This window comes from Psychrobacillus sp. FSL K6-2365 (genome assembly GCF_038003165.1).
GTDB lineage: Bacteria > Bacillota > Bacilli > Bacillales_A > Planococcaceae > Psychrobacillus > Psychrobacillus psychrodurans.
The window spans coordinates 3009284-3026697 of sequence record NZ_JBBOOO010000001.1 but is presented as its reverse complement, the minus strand read 5'-3'; the positions used below and the strand labels follow the sequence as shown (position 1 = coordinate 3026697).

Here is a 17414-nt window from a genome sequence, read left to right as displayed (position 1 = left end):
AATGAAAACTGAGACAAAAAGTGCACATTGCCCATATTGCAAAGGGGAGGGCTACTTTCAACTTCGATTAGGTGGATCTGAAACATGTAATTGCTGTAATGGATCAGGAAGAAAGTGAACAAGATATGACAAAAAAGTGAAAACAAATATGTTGATTGAATACTAACCTCCGTTAAGGTAAACTATTTACAGATGTTACGGAGGTTATATAATATGGAGTTTATGTTAGTTCAAATGATACTTTCAGTTGTTATATTTTTTGTCATGTTTTTTGGAATCGCCTTCCTACTGAATATGTTACTACGTATGACATGGTTTATGGCAATTCTTTATCCGATTGTTGTGGTGCTAATCATAGATGAAGTTGGATTTTTTGATTATTTTACAAAGCCAGGGTCTGCTTTTTCTGCTTTAGGGGAAAAAATTGTTTCTCTTCATGCTGCTGATATTATTATTTTAGCTGGCGGGCTTGTTGGTTCAATTGCTGCAGGATTTGTCATAAAATATTTAAGAAAAAATGGATATCAAATGTTTTAATAGAAAAGGATGGCTCAATTGAGCCATCCTTTTCTTATTGTATAAAGTTATAAATTACAATGGAAATTAGTATACCAGTTATGGCACCCATGAAAACTTCAATAGGTTTATGACCAAGTAAGGTCTTAAGTTCTTCCATCTTTTCTTCATTTTTCTTATGTGACCAATCTTTTGTTTGCTCTACAAATAATTGGAAGTCTAGTCGCATTTGATTGATCATAATTGCTTGCTGACCTGCCTGAAAACGAACACCTGTTGCATCGAACATAACAATTACTGCAAAAACTGTAGCTACTGCAAACAAGGGGGAACCAAGCCCGGTTTCAAAAGCAATAGCGGTACACAGAGATGTAACAGCAGCAGAGTGAGAACTAGGCATTCCACCAGTTGAAGTGAATAAAGACCAATCCAATTTTCTCGTCACTAAAAAGTGAATAGGAATTTTGACGAATTGTGCAAATATAATAGAAAAAAGAGCAGCCATAAGTGGAGTATTTTGGAGGATTGCCAAAGTAGACACCGCCTTTCATTTGTACTTATATTATAGATAGTATAACATACTCCTACTAGTCGAAAAATAAGTAAGGTTCCTATATAATAAAATTATATCGAAAATAGTAGGGGGAAAAATGATGATTATCCATACAAATGAAGTATTATTTGAAGAAGTACAATCTGAAACACTTGTAGTTGGGGTTTCTAAGCATGTAGAAAATACACCAAAATGGGATACTTTTTTAAATAGCTTTGGAGAGCATATTGGGGACTGGGTAAAAAGTGGGGATATATCTACAGAGTTAAAGAAAATCGTCAAAATTCCAGTTTCAAACCATGAGTCAGTAAAAAGAGTTTTATTTGTTGGGATCGGTGATCGAAAACAATTAACACAAGAGAAAGTACGAGAAGCATTTGGTCTTGTGGGGAAAGAATTACTAACTAGTAAACCAGAGTCACTAGCAATATGGCTACCTTCATTTACTTCTGAAGCTATAGTTGTAGCAGATGTAGCTTATTTAGCAGCTGAAGGAATTGGGATGGGTTCATTTACATATGAAGGATATAAAACTACTTCGAATGTTCCGGACTATTATTTACCTTCTATCGAGCTCTTAATGGATGAAGAAGATGATGAAGTCGTTTCATATTTTGAAGTAGGTACTATATATGCAGATGCTGTAAATGAGGCAAGAATTCTTGTTAACACACCTGGTAATGTATTAACTTCGACACAATTAGGTGAATATGCAAGAGAGCTTGGTGAAACATACGGATTTGAAACCGAAATCCTTGGGAAGAAAGAGATTGAAGAGCTTGGTATGGGCGCACTTCTTGCTGTAAATCAAGGCTCTGTTGAGGAACCAAGACTTATTGCTTTAAAATATCAAGCAACAGATGATTGGACTGATGTTGTAGGGTTAGTAGGGAAAGGTATCACATTTGACACAGGTGGTTACTCTATTAAAACTAAAACTGGAATAGTTGGAATGAAAGGCGATATGGGGGGAGCAGCAGCTGTTTTAGGTGCAATGCAAATTATTGGAGAGCTTCGTCCAAATAAAAATGTCATTGCTATTATTGCTTCTACAGACAATATGATCTCAGGCAATGCTTTTAAACCAGATGATGTTATTACATCAATGAGTGGGAAAACTATTGAAATTTTAAATACAGATGCAGAAGGACGCTTAGTTTTAGCAGATGCTGTAACATATGCTAAGCAACAAGGAGCTAACTATATTGTGGATGTTGCAACGTTAACAGGCGGTGTTATTACAGCATTAGGATACGATAAAACAGGTGCTTTAACGAATAATGAAGAATTTTTCGAAACCTTCATGGAATCATCACTAGAAACAGGAGAGTTCGTTTGGAGACTGCCACTAACTGAAAACGATAAAAAACGTATTCGCAAAAGTGATGTAGCAGATTTAAACAATTCACCTGGTGGAGATGGTCATATGATTTTCGGTGGTGGATTTGTAGGGGAATTTGTAGAGGAAACTCCTTGGATTCACCTGGACATTGCAGGTACATCCGATACAAAAGCAGCTCATGACTTTGGTCCAAAAGGCGGTACGGGAGTTATGGTACGTACGCTTGCTACTTTAGTAGAAAGAATGGCTGACGAAGAATAGGCGAAACACTTATAGGTTGCTTCCCTAAACGCATACACTGTGTTGAAAGGGGGAGCAACATGCCAAGAAGATATAATAGAGGTAATTATTGGGGAGGTCCTTTTATAGGTTCGTTTGGGGGACCATTGTTAGGTAGTTTTGTGGGAGGTCTTTTAGGTTCTTCTCTTGGAAATTATGGAGGGTATAGACAGCCGTTTCCATTTTACCCGAATCCATATCCAAACTATTATCCATATACGCCATTTCCTTACCAACCATTTTACGGTGGTTTTTACTAGGAAAAGTGTATCTAAAAAAGCTGTTGTGTCCACGGTTATTTCGTGGATACAGCAGCTTTTTAAAAGAATAAAAGTGTACATAGAAATGCTCCGTGAGCACTGGGTTCAGAGAACATTAAATTATGAATTACAGCTGATTTCCGTTACAACGCATTTTCATGCTTCGCAGTTTCTCTTTTATACTGTGAACACTTACTACTTCTTTTTATTTCTACTCCTTTTTCAAAAGTTGCAGGAGTGGGATGGATAGACAAACGCCATAAGATTACCGAAAAAGGATGCTGATTAGTTTTGTCGGACGTCACAACCAACTGGCATCCCTGAAAGTTCAATGGATACTTATATAGCAACAAGTCGGTATTAAGCATACTAAAACGCTAGAAACAGCTTTTGACCTTAAAGGACAGGGTGCCCTTTTCCGGTCTTTTCTTTTTTATTATGGTTGGTCAAATAGTAGAAACCAGTACAAGCTCTGATTTTTAGTCACTTTCTATTAGTCAATCAAGTTCAGAAACAGTTACAAATGTATAACCTTCACTAGTCAAATATGCAAGCACACTTTCTAAACCTTGGGCAGTTGATAAATGAATATCGTGCATTAAAACGGTGCTTCCATCATGGACACTACTCTTCACAGATGTTAATAGATGATTGGCATCACGGTACTTCCAATCTAGTGTATCGACATCCCATAGCACAACGGGTAGGCTCAAAATGTTCATTAAGTCATCATTAAAAGCACCGTAGGGAGGACGGAAAACAGTAGGTTCTTGTCCAGTGGCCTGTTCGATAATGTTATTAGTTCTAGAGACTTCTTCCGTGATTAGGTTCGTCGTCATATTGGTCAAATTTGCGTGAGTCCAAGTGTGGTTGCCTAGCTCATGACCAGCTTCCAATACATCTACAGCTATTTCTGGATAGAATTCAACTCTACTGCCAAGCATGAAGAAGGTTGCTTTAGCATCATACTTTGCTAAAGTTGCAAGAATCTTAGGTGTAACTTTAGGATCTGGGCCATCATCAAAAGTCAAAGCTACTTGTTTCGTCTTTGCATTTCCAATTTGTACGTCAACTTGAGTAGAAGTCTCATCATTACTGTTTTGTTCTACTTCAACTTCTTCAGAATCTTCTTCAACAGAAGGTTTCGGCAATACATCTTTTGTGTCAATTGGTTTAAAAGGTGCTACTAGTTGTTCAGACAGCTCGGCAATAGGAACGGCAATAATAGGTGCGCCTGCAGAGCCATTTGCTATCTCGTACTCTTCAAAATACATAACAAGTGTATCCTCTATTAACGCAAATTCCTTAAAGTTACTCCATTTTGGTTCGGTAGCCAGCATCATTTCTTCTTCCAGTATTTTATCTTTAAGGCTAGGGTCTTTCTTAATATTGTCTCGTACAAGTGATGATAGTTTGATAAGTTTAGATTCATCATGACCAAATAAATCATCAATCTCTATAACTTCCCCGGAAGCTGTACGGAGATGCGTGGTGTGAAAACTTGTGTATCCATTCGCTCCCCCTATATATGTACCTGTAACCATTACAAATGAATAAGAACCTGATGTGTGTGGGAATATTTCAAATGCGATGTTCAACTCTCCTGGAGCTTTACTACCAATTCGTTTATTTTCTTGCATGGCGATTAAATAAGTATCTAGTTGTTCATCTATGTAATTTTTTATCTGTGTATTAAATGATTCTACCTTACTATGTGGATATTGTATTGAATAAGGGGAATATTCATCATTGGACACCTCCGTTTTAATAAGTATTCCTGGAAAAGCCGATTCTATAGTCGATTCCTCTTTTGTTATTTCTGGAGATTTTTTGTTGTCGGTTGTAGATTGTTTTGCATTACTCTTTGTTGAGTAACTGAGGAAGATGAGGCTTATGCTTAGAAGTGCAATCATACTAATAAAAGCAGCATCAATCCATGGTTTTCGATGTTTGTAACGTGATTTTTTCATAATTAGATCTCCTTTCATTAATTAGACGTGTAGCTTGATATAAAAGTTTGCTAAAACAATCAAATAAAAGCATGTTTTGAAAAAAAATTCAAAACATGCTCTTTAGATTTGTTTTTTATCGTTACCTATTTAAGTTTTTCTCTTTTCTTTTTAATCACTTCGGCTAAATCGTCTCGTACTGTTTTATCGGATAATTTTACACCAGACAGGTAAGCTGCACGACCCATCATATGACCTCCAACAGGTCCCGTTATGAATATAAAAACAATCCCTAGTAAAATACGGGAATTGAAATGGCCTTCAATTAACCAAAAATGAAGAAATACCCCTAGTAATATACTCATAACCCCTAAAGTTGCGCTTTTTGAAGCAGCATGGGCTCGAGAGAATGCATCTGGTAGGCGTATTAAACCAATAGCAGTAACTAAGATGAATATGGTCCCAAAAGTAATGGTAGCAATAATAAGTGTATTAGCTATTACGGTCACGTTGAATGATTTCTCCCTTCTCCGTGAATTTAGAAAAAGCTACAGTTCCAATAAAGGATAGAACTGCTAGTAACAAGATAACCTCTAAGAAAAAGACTGTATCAAACAGAATGGATATTAGCCCAATCAGCGTTATAAGTCCTACTCCTATAGCATCCAGTGCAATAACACGGTCTGGAGTAGAGGGACCTTTCACTAAGCGATAAACAAAGGCTAAGATAGATAAACTAATTAACACTACTATTATCCATAGAAAGGTTATCATGATCTACTCACCTCCAAAATGGCTTTTTCAAATGTATTACGAATGGAATCTACTGCTTCATCGATATCTTCAAAATCTAATGAGTGGATATAGAGTGTTTTATTGTCATCTGAAATATCAATAACTACTGTACCGGGTGTTAAAGTGATCAAACTAGATAAAAGGGTAATTTCCCAATCTTGTTCGAGTACAGTCGGCATAGCAAAGATTGCTGGACGAATAGGCATTGTTGGTTGCACGATTAACTTCAAAACAGAGAGGTTGGACAACAAAAGTTCCTTTAGAAAAAGGCTAGCTAACTTTATGACAGCCCATATCCGATCCATATAAAATCTAGAGCTAAAGGATTTACGAAGCATGAAGAGCATTAGTAAACCAAGTAAATAACCGACAATAAATGTCGTAGGCTTAAAAGAAACTGATAAGAACATCCAAGTAAGCCCGATTAATACATTCAATAAAATTTGGAAAGCCATATTATTTCACCCCTTCGAATACAGCATCAATATATATAGAGGGATCGAGGAGTACATTTGTCGCATCAGTCATAAAAGGCACTAAATACTCTGCACCAACACCATACAGGACAGTAAGAATTGCTAATGTGATGGCTGGAGCTAATAAATGACGGTACTTTTCCTTACTAATAAGATGTTGTCCTTTTTCTTCACCCCAGAATGCGTAAATGAAAATACGAATTGCTGAGAGGAGAACTAGAAGACTGGAAGCTAGAATGAAGATGCTTTGCCACAAAAGATCTCCTTCAAATCCACCTTGTACGATTAATAGTTTCCCTATGAAACCACTTAGGGGAGGAATACCGGCCAGTCCAAATGCAACAATTAAGTAGACCCAAGCGAGCAAGGGATAACGCTTCATAAGACCGCCCATTTTACGTAAATCCGAGGTTCCTGTTATCTTAATAATAATTCCTATTAGCAGGAACAGTGCGCCTTTAATAAGAATATCATGGATTAAATAAAAGACAGACCCCATCATTCCACTTTCATTCATCACAGAGGCTCCAAACAATATAACACCTACAGCTATGACGATGTTGTATATAATAATTTGCTTAACATTAAAATAGGCTAAAGCTCCAATACAACCTACTACGATAGTTAAAATGGATAGTATCATTAACAAGTTATGCGTATACCCAACATCAGTTGTGAAAAACAGTGTATAAGTCCGCATAATTGCATACACACCTACTTTAGTAAGCAATGCACCAAATAATGCAAGCACTGGGATAGGCGGTGCTCCATACGATCCTGGCAACCAGAAAAATAAAGGAAATATACCACCTTTAATCCCAAATACGATGAGAAAAAGTACCGCTATAACTGTTACAATTCCAGATGGTCCTATCTCTGCTAGCTTCACAGAAATGTCTGCCATATTTAGCGTTCCAACTACTGAATATAAATAACCAACTGTTATAACAAACAACGAGGAAGATACAATATTAACGATTATGTATTTAATTGATTCTTTTAACTGAATCTTTTCTCCTCCTAAAACGATTAAAACGTAAGAGGACATTAATAACACTTCAAAGAATACAAACATATTGAAAATATCGCCGGTAGTAAATGCACCATTTACACCTGTAAGCATGAATAATATAGCAGGATAATAGAATGCTTTTTCACGTTCCTCTTCTATAGAAGTGAAGCTATACCACACAACAAATAGTGCGATGAGTAGGGAAGAAGTAACCAATAGTGCAGAAAACATATCAGAAACCATTGTAATTCCAAATGGAGGTGCCCAGCTACCTAATGTAAGTGCTTGTACACCATTTACTTTTACTTTATAAAGTAAGGCAATAGAAGAAGCTAAAGCAAAGGCCAAACCTATCATCGTTACAACTCGCTGAGCTTTCACTTTTTTAGGGAAAAGTAGTAGAACAGCAGCAAACAGAAAAGGAATTAGGACAGGGAGTAATAATAAGTTAATCATTGTCTTCATTTCCTTTCATCAAATCCATATTGTCAGTACCAACAACTTTGTATGCACGATAAGCTAACACAAGCGAAAATGCAGTTACTCCAAAGCTAATTACAATTGCGGTTAAAATAAGAGCCTGTGGTAATGGATCTGCATAATCGGTAATTCCTTCTGCTAAGACTGGAGCAGATTCCCCGCCTAATCCACCCATTGTCAGTAACAGTAAATGTGTACCATGACTTAGCAAACCAGTGCCAATAATTATACGTAACAAGCTTCTAGAAAGTATTAAATAGACGGCAGCCATAAATAGAAAGCCGATTAAAATGGACATGAGGATCTCCATTATTCATCTCCTCCTATCATTTGGATGATGTTCATCGTAACTCCTACCACTACTAGGTATACGCCTGTATCAAAAAACATAGCAGTGTGGATGGAGGTTTCCCCAAGTAATGGTAAGTTAAAGTAATCATATACATGAGTGAAGAATGGAACATTGAAGAAAATAGAACCTGCTGCAGTCAACAATGAAATTATTAATCCGATAGCAGTAATTACTGTGTAATTGACCGGTAACATGTCCTGTACCGTTTTCAAATCAAAAGCTAGCATTAGCAAAACAATCGCGCTAGACATGACTAATCCGCCTACAAATCCTCCGCCAGGTGTATAGTGACCTGCAAAAAAGATATGGATGGAGAATAGAAAGATGATGAAAAACACTACTTTTGTAGTCGTTTGAATAATTAGATCATTTGTCTTCAACTTTTCTATCTCCTTTCTTTTTTGCTAGTTGCACCGTAATCATCCCGATAATCCCAAGTGACGCGATAGTAAGTACACCAATTTCAAATAATGTATCAAAGCCACGGTAATCTACTAGAATTACATTTACGATATTTCCACCACCAGCTTCTGAATATACAGTTTCCTTGTAGTATCCAGATATGGACTCGACTAACTTTTGTGAATGAGAAGCGATTGCTATTAACGTAACCATGATCCCTACACCTAAAGCAATTAGGAAATTATTCAATCGGAAACGGCGATCTTCTTTCCCTTTTTCATACTTGTTCATCTTAGGAAGATGATAAAAAGCACCTAAAAATAGTGCAACTGATACAGTTTCAATGACTAACTGAGTTAATGCTAAATCTGGTGCCTTAAATATGATATAAAATAAAGCGACTGTATATCCAACTGCTCCAAGAGCAATTATTGCTGTTAATCTTGACTTGGTTACCAAAATAGTAACAGTGCTAATTATCAATATAAGAGAAATTAACACTTCAAAAAATTTAATTGGCGCCAAATTAGTTAAATCCATTACGAATGCATTTTTTATCCACATTGTAAGTGCTAATAAAATGATTAACGCTGCGAACATATAGATTAAATACGACCGAATAGATCCAGTCATATAACTGGAAGATAGTCGGTTTGCGCCTTTGTCTGAAAGATTCATCAGGCCATTGTAAAATCTATTAAGTGATATTTTAGCAGGTATTCTTTCATATACTGGAGCCCATTTGTCAATCGTTTTATATAAGATGAAACCGATTAAAAAGACGCCTAATGTCATATACAATGCCGGTGAGTCAAAACCATGCCATGCTTTAATCTTAAATCCAATATCTGCTGGAACTTGATATGCAAGTGGCTGAATGGCAGCTACAGCTGGCTTGATAAACAAACTACTGAAGTAGTTAGGAACAAAGAATATTACTATCACAAGTATTGCTAATATACTTGGAGACACAAGCATCCCCCAAGGGGCTTCGTGTGCTTTTTTAGGTAAAAGCTCAGGCTTATGCTTTCCTCGGAATGTATGGAATACGAAGTACAAGCTATACACAAAAGTGAAAACGCTAGCAATCCAAGCAACAATAGGAAACAGAATCCACCAAGATTCCAAAGAATGAACGTTAAAATGCTGCAAGGAAAGAGTAGCATCTAAAAACATTTCTTTACTTAAGAAACCATTAAATAGTGGAATTCCAGCCATAGAAAAGCTGCCAATCATAGCTATAGTAAAGCTAATAGGCATCAAGCTCATCAATCCGCCGAGTTTACGAATATCTCGTGTACCCGTTTCATGATCAACAATACCTGCAATCATAAACAAGCTACCTTTAAACGTTGCATGGTTCATTAAGTGGAATATTGCTGCAAAAGTAGCGATCGTAAAGGTAGTGACTAGAGTTCCGGTAACGTGATAGGAGATAGAACCAATACCAAGCAAGGACATGATTAACCCAAGCTGACTTACTGTTGAGAAAGCTAGTATGGCCTTTAAATCTGTTTGTTTTACAGCAAAGACAGAACCCCAAAATAATGTAAGTAATCCTACTCCAGTTACGAGCCAAACCCAAACTTCTGATAAAGCAAATATTGGTGTGAATCTTGCAACTAAGTATAAGCCTGCTTTAACCATTGTTGCAGAATGCAAATATGCACTAACCGGAGTTGGTGCTTCCATTGCATCCGGTAACCAAATGTAAAAAGGAAACTGAGCTGACTTTGTAAATGCTCCAATTAATACGAGAACAAGTGCCCAAACAAAGAACTCATGGCCAACAAGAATTGGAGCCTGATCGATTAATTCACGAATTGAGAACGTTTCTCCCATAATTCCAAGTAATACGAATCCACCCAACATCATTAAACCACCGAATACAGTGATCATCATCGATTTTAAAGCTCCAAATCGAGAACGATCCTTTGTATACCAATATCCGATAAGTAGGAAGGATGAAATAGAAGTTAATTCCCAGAAGAAATATAAACTTATGAGATGATCTGATTGAACAACTCCTAGCATTGCACTCATAAACAATAATAGGTAAACGTAGAAGTTACCTAGTTTCTCCTTCTCTTTATCCAAATAAAAGATAGAGTAAAGAACAACTAGTGCACCTATTCCAGTAATGAGCAATGAAAAAAGCAAACTTAGCCCATCTATGTATGAAACTAATGAAATATCCAATGATGGAACCCAAGATAACTCTTCTATGTATGTGTTACCATCCATAACAGTTGGTATATAGGTGCCGTAAAAGAATACTAAAACAAGTGGAACAAGTAGTACAAACCAACCTGTATGAATATTAGAAACTTTCTTGAACAAAAAAGGAATCACTAGCGCTATTATTATGGGCAAAAAAATTGCGAAAATTAGGGACAAGGAAATCCTCCTCTCGATTAAATAAGGTTTAATGTACCCTAAAATTATAACCCAAATAAGCAATGATTGCATGGAAAGTAATACAGGCTATTGCATATAGTCTCTTTCTTTCGTTATGATATTTAGGATTAGTTAAATAAGTAGAACATCGTATTTTTAATTGTCATAAAGAATTCACTTGCTTCAACAATTGTCGAACAAAAAAGAAAATATAACAGTAAGCAAATTAAAGGAGCATTTATGAAAAACCCTTATGTTTTTGGCTTTTTACCACTAATAACAATAGTATTATTTAGTTTATCTTTCGCTACATTTACGATGAATAAAGTTATAGATCTTTTTAAGGTAATTGGTGTTTACGGGGGAATGAGAGAATTTCTGTCTGATCTGGAACTAAAACTGTTTTTGCTGATCATACTGGTATTAATTTATTTTATGGTTTTTTCTGCATTGAAACTAATTGCAGAGACAATTCATGAAATTGGTATGTTATTTTTCTCCAAGGATTATGAAGGGAAAACTATGTCGCAGGCTCGGGGAGGCTTTGTAATCTTTTTTGTTGGAGCTGTTATCTCTCTAGTTGGATTTCAATCAATACAACTATTACTAATTGTATTTTTGTTAACTACTTTTATCTACTTTGTTTATGTAGTTTATAAATTAAGCAGTTCGATGAGTCTTGTCGGTACTCTTGGTATAGTCATGTTTGAAATCATTATTTGGAGTCTCTTCATCGCGCTTGTTATTTATATAATTATCAAGTTATATAATGGGATAGTTGCGAGTCTACCATTTCTTTAAGTTTTTTGAAAATTCGCCATAGGGAGAAGAGTCATCAACGCATAGCGGTTGTGAGGTCTCATCTATATCACTCATCCTGCGAGCGTCACCATGCTTAATGTGAATTGTATTAAAAACTCCACCTCAAGACTTAAGTGTGGTGTCTACCTTGATTTATGTAAATGCGATAGTAACTACCTTTTATCATAGCTTTATATCTATTTTAGTATTGGAGGGTAATCTTGAAGTTTAGAATGGGGGAGGGGTCTAGTGAACAGATTAGCAATTATAACTGTAGGAAAAACGCATAGTGGCAAAACGACATTTGCGAAAGCGCTAGAAAAAGAGCTTCTCAACTCAGTTGTGATTGATCAAGATAATCATGCGGAATTCCTGCATACATATTACCAATCATTATTGCCCCAGCAAGGGAGTAATACGATTAAATATGCACTTACACAGACGATTGTTCATCATGCGGTTTATGAGACTAATTGCCATCTAATTCTTTGCAATTCCAATAGAAATCGTAAAGGCCGTATAAGCCTAATTGATTATTATCAAAGCAAAGGTTTTACTTGTATTCTTGTGAATTTTGAAATACCAGATCATATTTTGGAAGAGAGAATCTCTGAAAGTATGCGTAGTACAAGTATATTAAGGACCGCCTCTACTTTTGACGAAGTACTTTCTAGGCAGCAGGCAGAGACCAATACAGGTGATATAATAGCACCAAGTGAACATGAAGCAGACCATTTATTTGTTATTAAAATGCCTGATGAAGTTCGGTTTGTTATTCGAGAAATTGTAGGATTTGCTTAAGATTAAAATTAGTGGGTGTCAGAAATAGTTAGCATTCATTAAATAAGCAGTGAAAACATACTAACATTAGTAGCACAAACCAAGGCCATGGTTTGTGCTACTATTTCTTTATAGTAGAAGTGAAGAAAAGCCGACCAAGGAGAAACCTTTATTAAATAATGGATATATAATAAAATTGATTGGAATGGAGGGGCGACTCCTACGGGAATAGCGTGACGCCTGAGACTACAGGCTCAGGCCACGCCCGTGGAAAGCGTCCCTGGAATGGAAATCAATTTTGTTCACAGCAAAAAAACAGCATTTTGTTCACAGCAAAAAAACAGCATTTTTCTCACAGAGAAAAATGCTGTTTTGGGGTTCTGTCCCAGCCTCTTTCTTTTCATTAAGAGTGGCTTTTTTTCTTTTCACTAATTTCACAAAAGACACTAATCTTTTTCCTAAAGTTGTAGGCTGGCGAAGATAAAATTACCGAGAAATGAAAGTCAGTCACGACCAACTTGCAAAAAACAAGTTGGTAAGAAGATAGCAACAAGTCTATCCTAAGCCCTTCGAAAACGATAGAAACAGGTTTTTCTTAATTCATTATTTGGTTAAATATTTTATGGTGAATCTTTTTAGATTCTATTGGCTTCATATTTTTCGGCATATCATAGCCAATCCATACTGCTGCTGTATAAGTATCGGTAAGACCTGTAATCCAGTAGTCATAAAAGTCATTTGTTGTACCTGTTTTAGCCCCAACATAAGATGACCTAACGTTAATCCCTTTGCCAGTTCCGTTAACTACAACATCTGAAAGTAAATCTCTCATTATATTTACAGTTTTAGGGGACCATACTTCTATCTTTTCTTCTTTCCATTCATATAAAGTATCGCCATTCTTATTCGTAACTTTGCGAATAGCATGAGCGGGTTTATACATTCCGTCAATAAAACTTGTGTAAGCATCCGCCATCTCAAGTGTGGTTACTCCATTTGTTAAACCACCTAGAGCTGCAGGGTAAGTATGGTCACCCTCTATTAAATGGTTGAACTGGAATTGGTCTAGCTTCGCAAATGCTTCCTCAATTCCAACAGTTTGTAATAGGCGCACTGCTGGGGTGTTATGACTAAAACGAAAAGCTTGTTTTAAGGAGACATTTCCATATACGGACCCCCCATAATTTTGCGGACAATAACTCGCAATACATAATTTACCGCCACTTATTTCATTGTTTGGAGTTAAAGATGTCATTTCAAAAACAGGACCATAAACTAGTAATGGTTTTAAAGCAGAACCAGGTTGTCGTACAGCTTGATTAGCCCGGTTAAAATCAAACTTTCGATAATCTCTACCACCAAACATGCTAACAATTTCTCTTGTTTCATTATTAATAACAACAGAGGCAGCCTGTAAGTCTTTAGTGTTTTTTAAAAGGTTATCAATATATGAGACATCCTCTTTTTGTTTGTTAGGGTCTAATGCGGTATGAACGACTAGCCCTTGAGAAATTACTTCATTCACGCGAGTTTGTAATTCATTTTTATGAAACACTGCTTGCTGCTCATTGGAAGCCGATTCGATTTTCTCTTGAAATCCCTCGCTAATACTGATCAAGGACTTTAGTTCGTCTAATACGTACGTACTATAGACAGGGTACAATTGTGTCTTTGTTTTTGTTTGAAGAACAATAGGCTCATTTTTTAACATATTCCCATGCTCTGTAGAAATTTTATCGTTTTTCACTAAAATATCAATCAACAATTCTTGCCGCTTTTTAGTTGCTTCAAAATTTTTCAATGGGTTATATACACTGGGGTTATTTGGAATAGCGCTTATAAATACTTGCTGCGCTTCAGTTAATGCATTTAACGGTTTTCCAAAATAATAGGTTGCGGCTGCGCCAATTCCATAAACCTTGTTGCTAAAGTATATTTCGTTTAAATAATTTTCTAGTATTTCCTCTTTGTTAGATTGTTTTTCCATCTCGTAGGCGTAGACTAGTTCAGTGACTTTACGTTCATATGTTTTTTCTGTTGACAAGTAACGTAACCTTACTAATTGCTGAGTGATTGTACTCGCACCCTGGTCGCTTGAATTCGCTGCTGCATTTGCAAAAACAGCACGAAAAATCGCACTAAAATCAAAGCCAATATGATTATAAAATTCTACATCTTCACTTTGAATCAGTACCTCTTGAACGAAGAGGGGGATGGATTCTAATGGCAAGGGATCTCGCCACTCGACATAATCCTCCGAAAAAATTACCTTATCTTTATCTAAAAGAACGATAGGCGAAGTAATTGCTGGTGGATTAAGGGGAATAGCCCCTTTCAAATCTTCTTTAAACTCAGAGGCAGTTAAAATCTCACTATGGATAAACGAATATAAAATCCAAATGAGAGGAAAGCAAAGAAGAACGATAATATATCCGATTGCTTGTCGCATAAACTTGCACTCCAATTCCAATAATCTTATAAGAAAAGCGCAAGCACCTAGGTTTGTCCTGGATTAAGGGACACCACAAGTTGGAAGCCATCCGATGGTCTAGGGGCTGGGGCTGGACAGTAGTAAAAAGAATATTATTCTTTTCTAATAAAAAGAATAGCACACTTTCGGTATTGAAAGTGTGCTATCTTCACGATAATTTTGCATGCATTTCTTCTTCTATCAATACATCCTCAAAATCTTTTCGAGGTTTCTTTCTAGCAAAGTAGATGATTGTAAATGCGATTAAGAACAATGCACCGGTAACAAAAAAGACTGATGAAATACCGATATACCCACTTATAAAGCCTCCAAACATTGGCCCGATTATATTACCTAAAAAGCGGAAACTTGTATTATAGCCCATTAGTTCACCTTGAACCTCAATCGGGGCTTCTCTTCGTATTAAAGCCGTAGTAATCGGTATTAATCCACCTGAGGCAATGCCGAATAAGAACCGTAGAATTATTAGTTGCCATAGTTCTGACACGAATGCCTGAGGAATGATAAACACAAAGGCAAGAATTAGAAGGAAGGATAATATCTTCTCATATCCAATCGAATCACCGAGCTTCCCCCAAGTTCTAGCAAACAATAGACTTCCGACTCCGGTCGCACTAAAGGTTACACCAGCGAGAAGTGCAACTTCCTTAGAGTCAGTTAATTGAGAAACATATAAGGATAAGAGAGGTTGAATACTAAACAGTCCAATTTGTATCAACGAAGAAATCATTAGAACATTTAGGACGAGACGGTGATGAAATATACTTGAAATAACAGTCTTTCTAGAATATTCGTGGTCACCAGCTTTTTTCTCTTTTCGAATCTCATGTATACCCAAAAGTACGATTAACGCCGCAATAGAAACAGCTGTTGCTGTAATAATGAATGTGTATTGGAAACCGAATGTATCTGCTAGAAATCCACCAATAATAGGACCGAAAAGAGTACCAGAAACACTTCCCATCTGTAATGTACCCATCGTTTTTCCAGCGATATTCTTTGGAGTTTGGGAGCTTATAAAGGCCAAGGAGGTTGGGATAAATCCAGTAACGATTCCCATAAATAAACGGAGGACAAAGAAGGCTTCAACAGAATTAACAAACCCCATTAGCAAGACACTTAGAGCAATCCCAAATCCATTAATGATAAGAATTGGTTTATACCCGTATTTATCTGCGATTCTTCCCCAGATAGGTGACATTAAAAATGCAGACACAAATGTAGCTCCGAACACTAGTCCAGACCACTTTTGCACATAAGCCTCGGAGAAATCTCCCATCGTATTTATATATAATGATAAAAATGGCATTATCATCGTCATAGTGGCAGAAACTAGAAAGATAGAAAACCACATGATCGTAAAATTTCGTTTTTGTACGCTCATTGAAATCCCTTCTTTCTATGGTAGCGTAACTGTTCTATTTCTATTATAGAACATTTAGTGGGTCGAAGAAAGTTAGATACTTTGTCACTGAATTATGGTGTATTGTTATGGTAAACTAATTTGGGGTGAATAATTCATGAAAAAAATATTATTACTAATAGGTATAGCAACAACTATTTGCTTTTTAAGTGCGTGTGGAACAGATGATTCTAACGCACAGAAGGAAGAGGTAGAAAAAGAGGATTCTACTGTAAATTCTGATACCCAACAAGAAGGAGAGAAAATAATGTATCCACAACTTTCAAAAGAGATTGCTTCAAACGAAGCTTTAGTAACAATGAATACATCAATGGGACCAATTAAGATAAAATTATTCCCTGAACTAGCACCAAAAACAGTGGAGAATTTCTTAACACATGCAGAAAACGGTTATTATGATGGAATGATATTTCACCGAATTATTCAAGATTTCATGATTCAAGGTGGAGATCCAACTGGTACTGGTATGGGTGGAGAAAGTATTTACGGAGCAGAATTTGAGGATGAGTTTTCCATGAATCTTTTTAATTTAAGAGGGGCTCTTTCAATGGCAAACGCAGGACCAAATACAAATGGTAGTCAATTCTTTATCGTTCAAGCTTCTGAACCACCTGCAACAGCACAGCAAATGATCGATGGTGGATGGCCAAAGGAAATTGCTGAAGCATACGAAAAAATGGGTGGTACGCCTCATCTTGATCAAAAACATACAGTATTTGGACAAGTAATTGAAGGTTTAGATATAGTAGACCAGATGGCAGCAGTTGAGACTGATGCAAATGATAAGCCAGTTGTTGATATTACTATAGATTCAATCGAAGTTGTTCAGAAATAATTAGAGGAGTGTAAATATGTTCTCGTTTTTACATCTAGCTTTTTTATATTTTCCAGAAGATAAATCGGAATATATACCTGTAGTAATAGAATTAGTTGTTTTAATGATTATATGCGTGCTCGTTTTTAGATGGCTGCTAAAAAAATCTAAAAAAGATGCAGAAAAAGCAAAAGTTTTAGAAGAAAGAATTATGCAAGCAAAACAAGATAAACCTAAATGAAAGTTTCCATTATGATAATAGAAATACTAAAAGACCTTTCGTGATGGAGGG

Annotated in this window: 19 protein-coding genes; 8 read left to right on the top strand and 11 right to left on the bottom strand. The window is 36.3% G+C overall.

Going from position 1 to position 17414, the window contains the following annotated elements; genetic code table 11:
• Window position 1 precedes the first annotated feature (1 nt).
• Both MKY29_RS15145 and MKY29_RS15140 read left to right on the top strand, forming a co-directional pair.
• Window positions 2-118: a YuiA family protein gene (locus MKY29_RS15145; RefSeq protein ID WP_416235978.1), complete on the top strand. Its 117-nt coding sequence runs from the start codon at window positions 2-4 to the stop codon at window positions 116-118.
• A 95-nt stretch (window positions 119-213) separates the two neighbouring features.
• Complete coding sequence (locus MKY29_RS15140; protein WP_090567138.1) at window positions 214-537, top strand: YuiB family protein; 324 nt, start codon at window positions 214-216, stop codon at window positions 535-537.
• 34 nt (window positions 538-571) lie between these two features.
• Here MKY29_RS15140 and MKY29_RS15135 read toward each other — a convergent pair whose 3' ends face one another.
• The gene (locus tag MKY29_RS15135) at window positions 572-1048 is read right to left on the bottom strand and encodes a divergent PAP2 family protein (protein ID WP_241599503.1); all 477 of its coding nucleotides are present in this window, start codon (window positions 1046-1048) and stop codon (window positions 572-574) included.
• Between the two features lie 121 nt (window positions 1049-1169).
• On the opposite strand from MKY29_RS15135, the gene MKY29_RS15130 reads away from it, so the two are divergent.
• Together MKY29_RS15130 and MKY29_RS15125 are read left to right on the top strand one after the other, a co-directional pair.
• Window positions 1170-2672: a leucyl aminopeptidase gene (locus MKY29_RS15130; protein WP_241599505.1), complete on the top strand. Its 1503-nt coding sequence runs from the start codon at window positions 1170-1172 to the stop codon at window positions 2670-2672.
• A gap of 59 nt (window positions 2673-2731) precedes the next feature.
• Window positions 2732-2950 carry a hypothetical protein gene (locus MKY29_RS15125; RefSeq protein ID WP_090567147.1) on the top strand — a complete coding sequence of 73 codons (219 nt, stop codon included), beginning with the start codon at window positions 2732-2734 and terminating at the stop codon, window positions 2948-2950.
• A gap of 497 nt (window positions 2951-3447) precedes the next feature.
• Here the strand turns inward: MKY29_RS15125 and MKY29_RS15120 are convergent, their stop codons facing one another.
• From MKY29_RS15120 to MKY29_RS15085, 8 genes are all read right to left on the bottom strand, one after another.
• Window positions 3448-4920, bottom strand: a complete 1473-nt coding sequence (locus MKY29_RS15120) for a polysaccharide deacetylase family protein (RefSeq protein WP_340880184.1) — start codon at window positions 4918-4920, stop codon at window positions 3448-3450.
• A 125-nt stretch (window positions 4921-5045) separates the two neighbouring features.
• Window positions 5046-5408: a monovalent cation/H(+) antiporter subunit G gene (mnhG, locus tag MKY29_RS15115; RefSeq protein ID WP_269923211.1), complete on the bottom strand. Its 363-nt coding sequence runs from the start codon at window positions 5406-5408 to the stop codon at window positions 5046-5048.
• Window positions 5392-5673 (bottom strand): Na(+)/H(+) antiporter subunit F1, encoded by a 282-nt coding sequence (locus MKY29_RS15110; protein WP_093494892.1) that lies wholly within the window; start codon window positions 5671-5673, stop codon window positions 5392-5394. Before MKY29_RS15110 ends, mnhG begins: the two co-directional genes overlap by 17 nt.
• Window positions 5670-6149 (bottom strand): Na+/H+ antiporter subunit E, encoded by a 480-nt coding sequence (locus MKY29_RS15105; RefSeq protein WP_093494891.1) that lies wholly within the window; start codon window positions 6147-6149, stop codon window positions 5670-5672. The genes MKY29_RS15110 and MKY29_RS15105 overlap by 4 nt, the downstream gene beginning before the upstream one ends.
• A gap of 1 nt (window position 6150) precedes the next feature.
• The gene (locus tag MKY29_RS15100) at window positions 6151-7638 is read right to left on the bottom strand and encodes a Na+/H+ antiporter subunit D (protein WP_340880873.1); all 1488 of its coding nucleotides are present in this window, start codon (window positions 7636-7638) and stop codon (window positions 6151-6153) included.
• Window positions 7631-7972 carry a Na(+)/H(+) antiporter subunit C gene (locus tag MKY29_RS15095; RefSeq protein ID WP_090567165.1) on the bottom strand — a complete coding sequence of 114 codons (342 nt, stop codon included), beginning with the start codon at window positions 7970-7972 and terminating at the stop codon, window positions 7631-7633. Before MKY29_RS15095 ends, MKY29_RS15100 begins: the two co-directional genes overlap by 8 nt.
• A complete protein-coding gene (locus tag MKY29_RS15090; RefSeq protein WP_093494889.1) occupies window positions 7972-8394 on the bottom strand; it encodes a Na(+)/H(+) antiporter subunit B in 423 nt (140 codons plus the stop codon). The genes MKY29_RS15095 and MKY29_RS15090 overlap by 1 nt, the downstream gene beginning before the upstream one ends.
• Window positions 8381-10813 (bottom strand): Na+/H+ antiporter subunit A, encoded by a 2433-nt coding sequence (locus tag MKY29_RS15085; RefSeq protein WP_340880183.1) that lies wholly within the window; start codon window positions 10811-10813, stop codon window positions 8381-8383. Before MKY29_RS15085 ends, MKY29_RS15090 begins: the two co-directional genes overlap by 14 nt.
• Window positions 10814-11053: 240 nt before the next feature.
• Here MKY29_RS15085 and MKY29_RS15080 point away from each other — a divergent pair, with 240 nt between their 5' ends.
• Both MKY29_RS15080 and MKY29_RS15075 read left to right on the top strand, forming a co-directional pair.
• Window positions 11054-11614 carry a DUF5366 family protein gene (locus tag MKY29_RS15080; protein ID WP_093494887.1) on the top strand — a complete coding sequence of 187 codons (561 nt, stop codon included), beginning with the start codon at window positions 11054-11056 and terminating at the stop codon, window positions 11612-11614.
• A gap of 249 nt (window positions 11615-11863) precedes the next feature.
• A complete protein-coding gene (locus MKY29_RS15075; protein WP_241599509.1) occupies window positions 11864-12415 on the top strand; it encodes an AAA family ATPase in 552 nt (183 codons plus the stop codon).
• Window positions 12416-12989: 574 nt separating this feature from the next.
• Here MKY29_RS15075 and MKY29_RS15070 read toward each other — a convergent pair.
• Entirely contained in the window at window positions 12990-14843 is a 1854-nt protein-coding gene (locus MKY29_RS15070) for a transglycosylase domain-containing protein (RefSeq protein ID WP_241599511.1), read from the bottom strand.
• A 190-nt stretch (window positions 14844-15033) separates the two neighbouring features.
• Window positions 15034-16269 (bottom strand): MFS transporter, encoded by a 1236-nt coding sequence (locus MKY29_RS15065; RefSeq protein WP_241599513.1) that lies wholly within the window; start codon window positions 16267-16269, stop codon window positions 15034-15036.
• Window positions 16270-16405: 136 nt separating this feature from the next.
• Between MKY29_RS15065 and MKY29_RS15060 the strand changes: the two genes are divergently transcribed.
• Window positions 16406-17143, top strand: coding sequence for a peptidylprolyl isomerase (locus MKY29_RS15060; protein ID WP_093494883.1), 738 nt, complete (start codon window positions 16406-16408; stop codon window positions 17141-17143).
• Window positions 17144-17159: 16 nt separating this feature from the next.
• On the top strand, window positions 17160-17363 hold the full coding sequence (locus MKY29_RS15055) for a hypothetical protein (RefSeq protein WP_241599515.1): 204 nt from the start codon (window positions 17160-17162) through the stop codon (window positions 17361-17363).
• Window positions 17364-17414 lie beyond the last annotated feature (51 nt).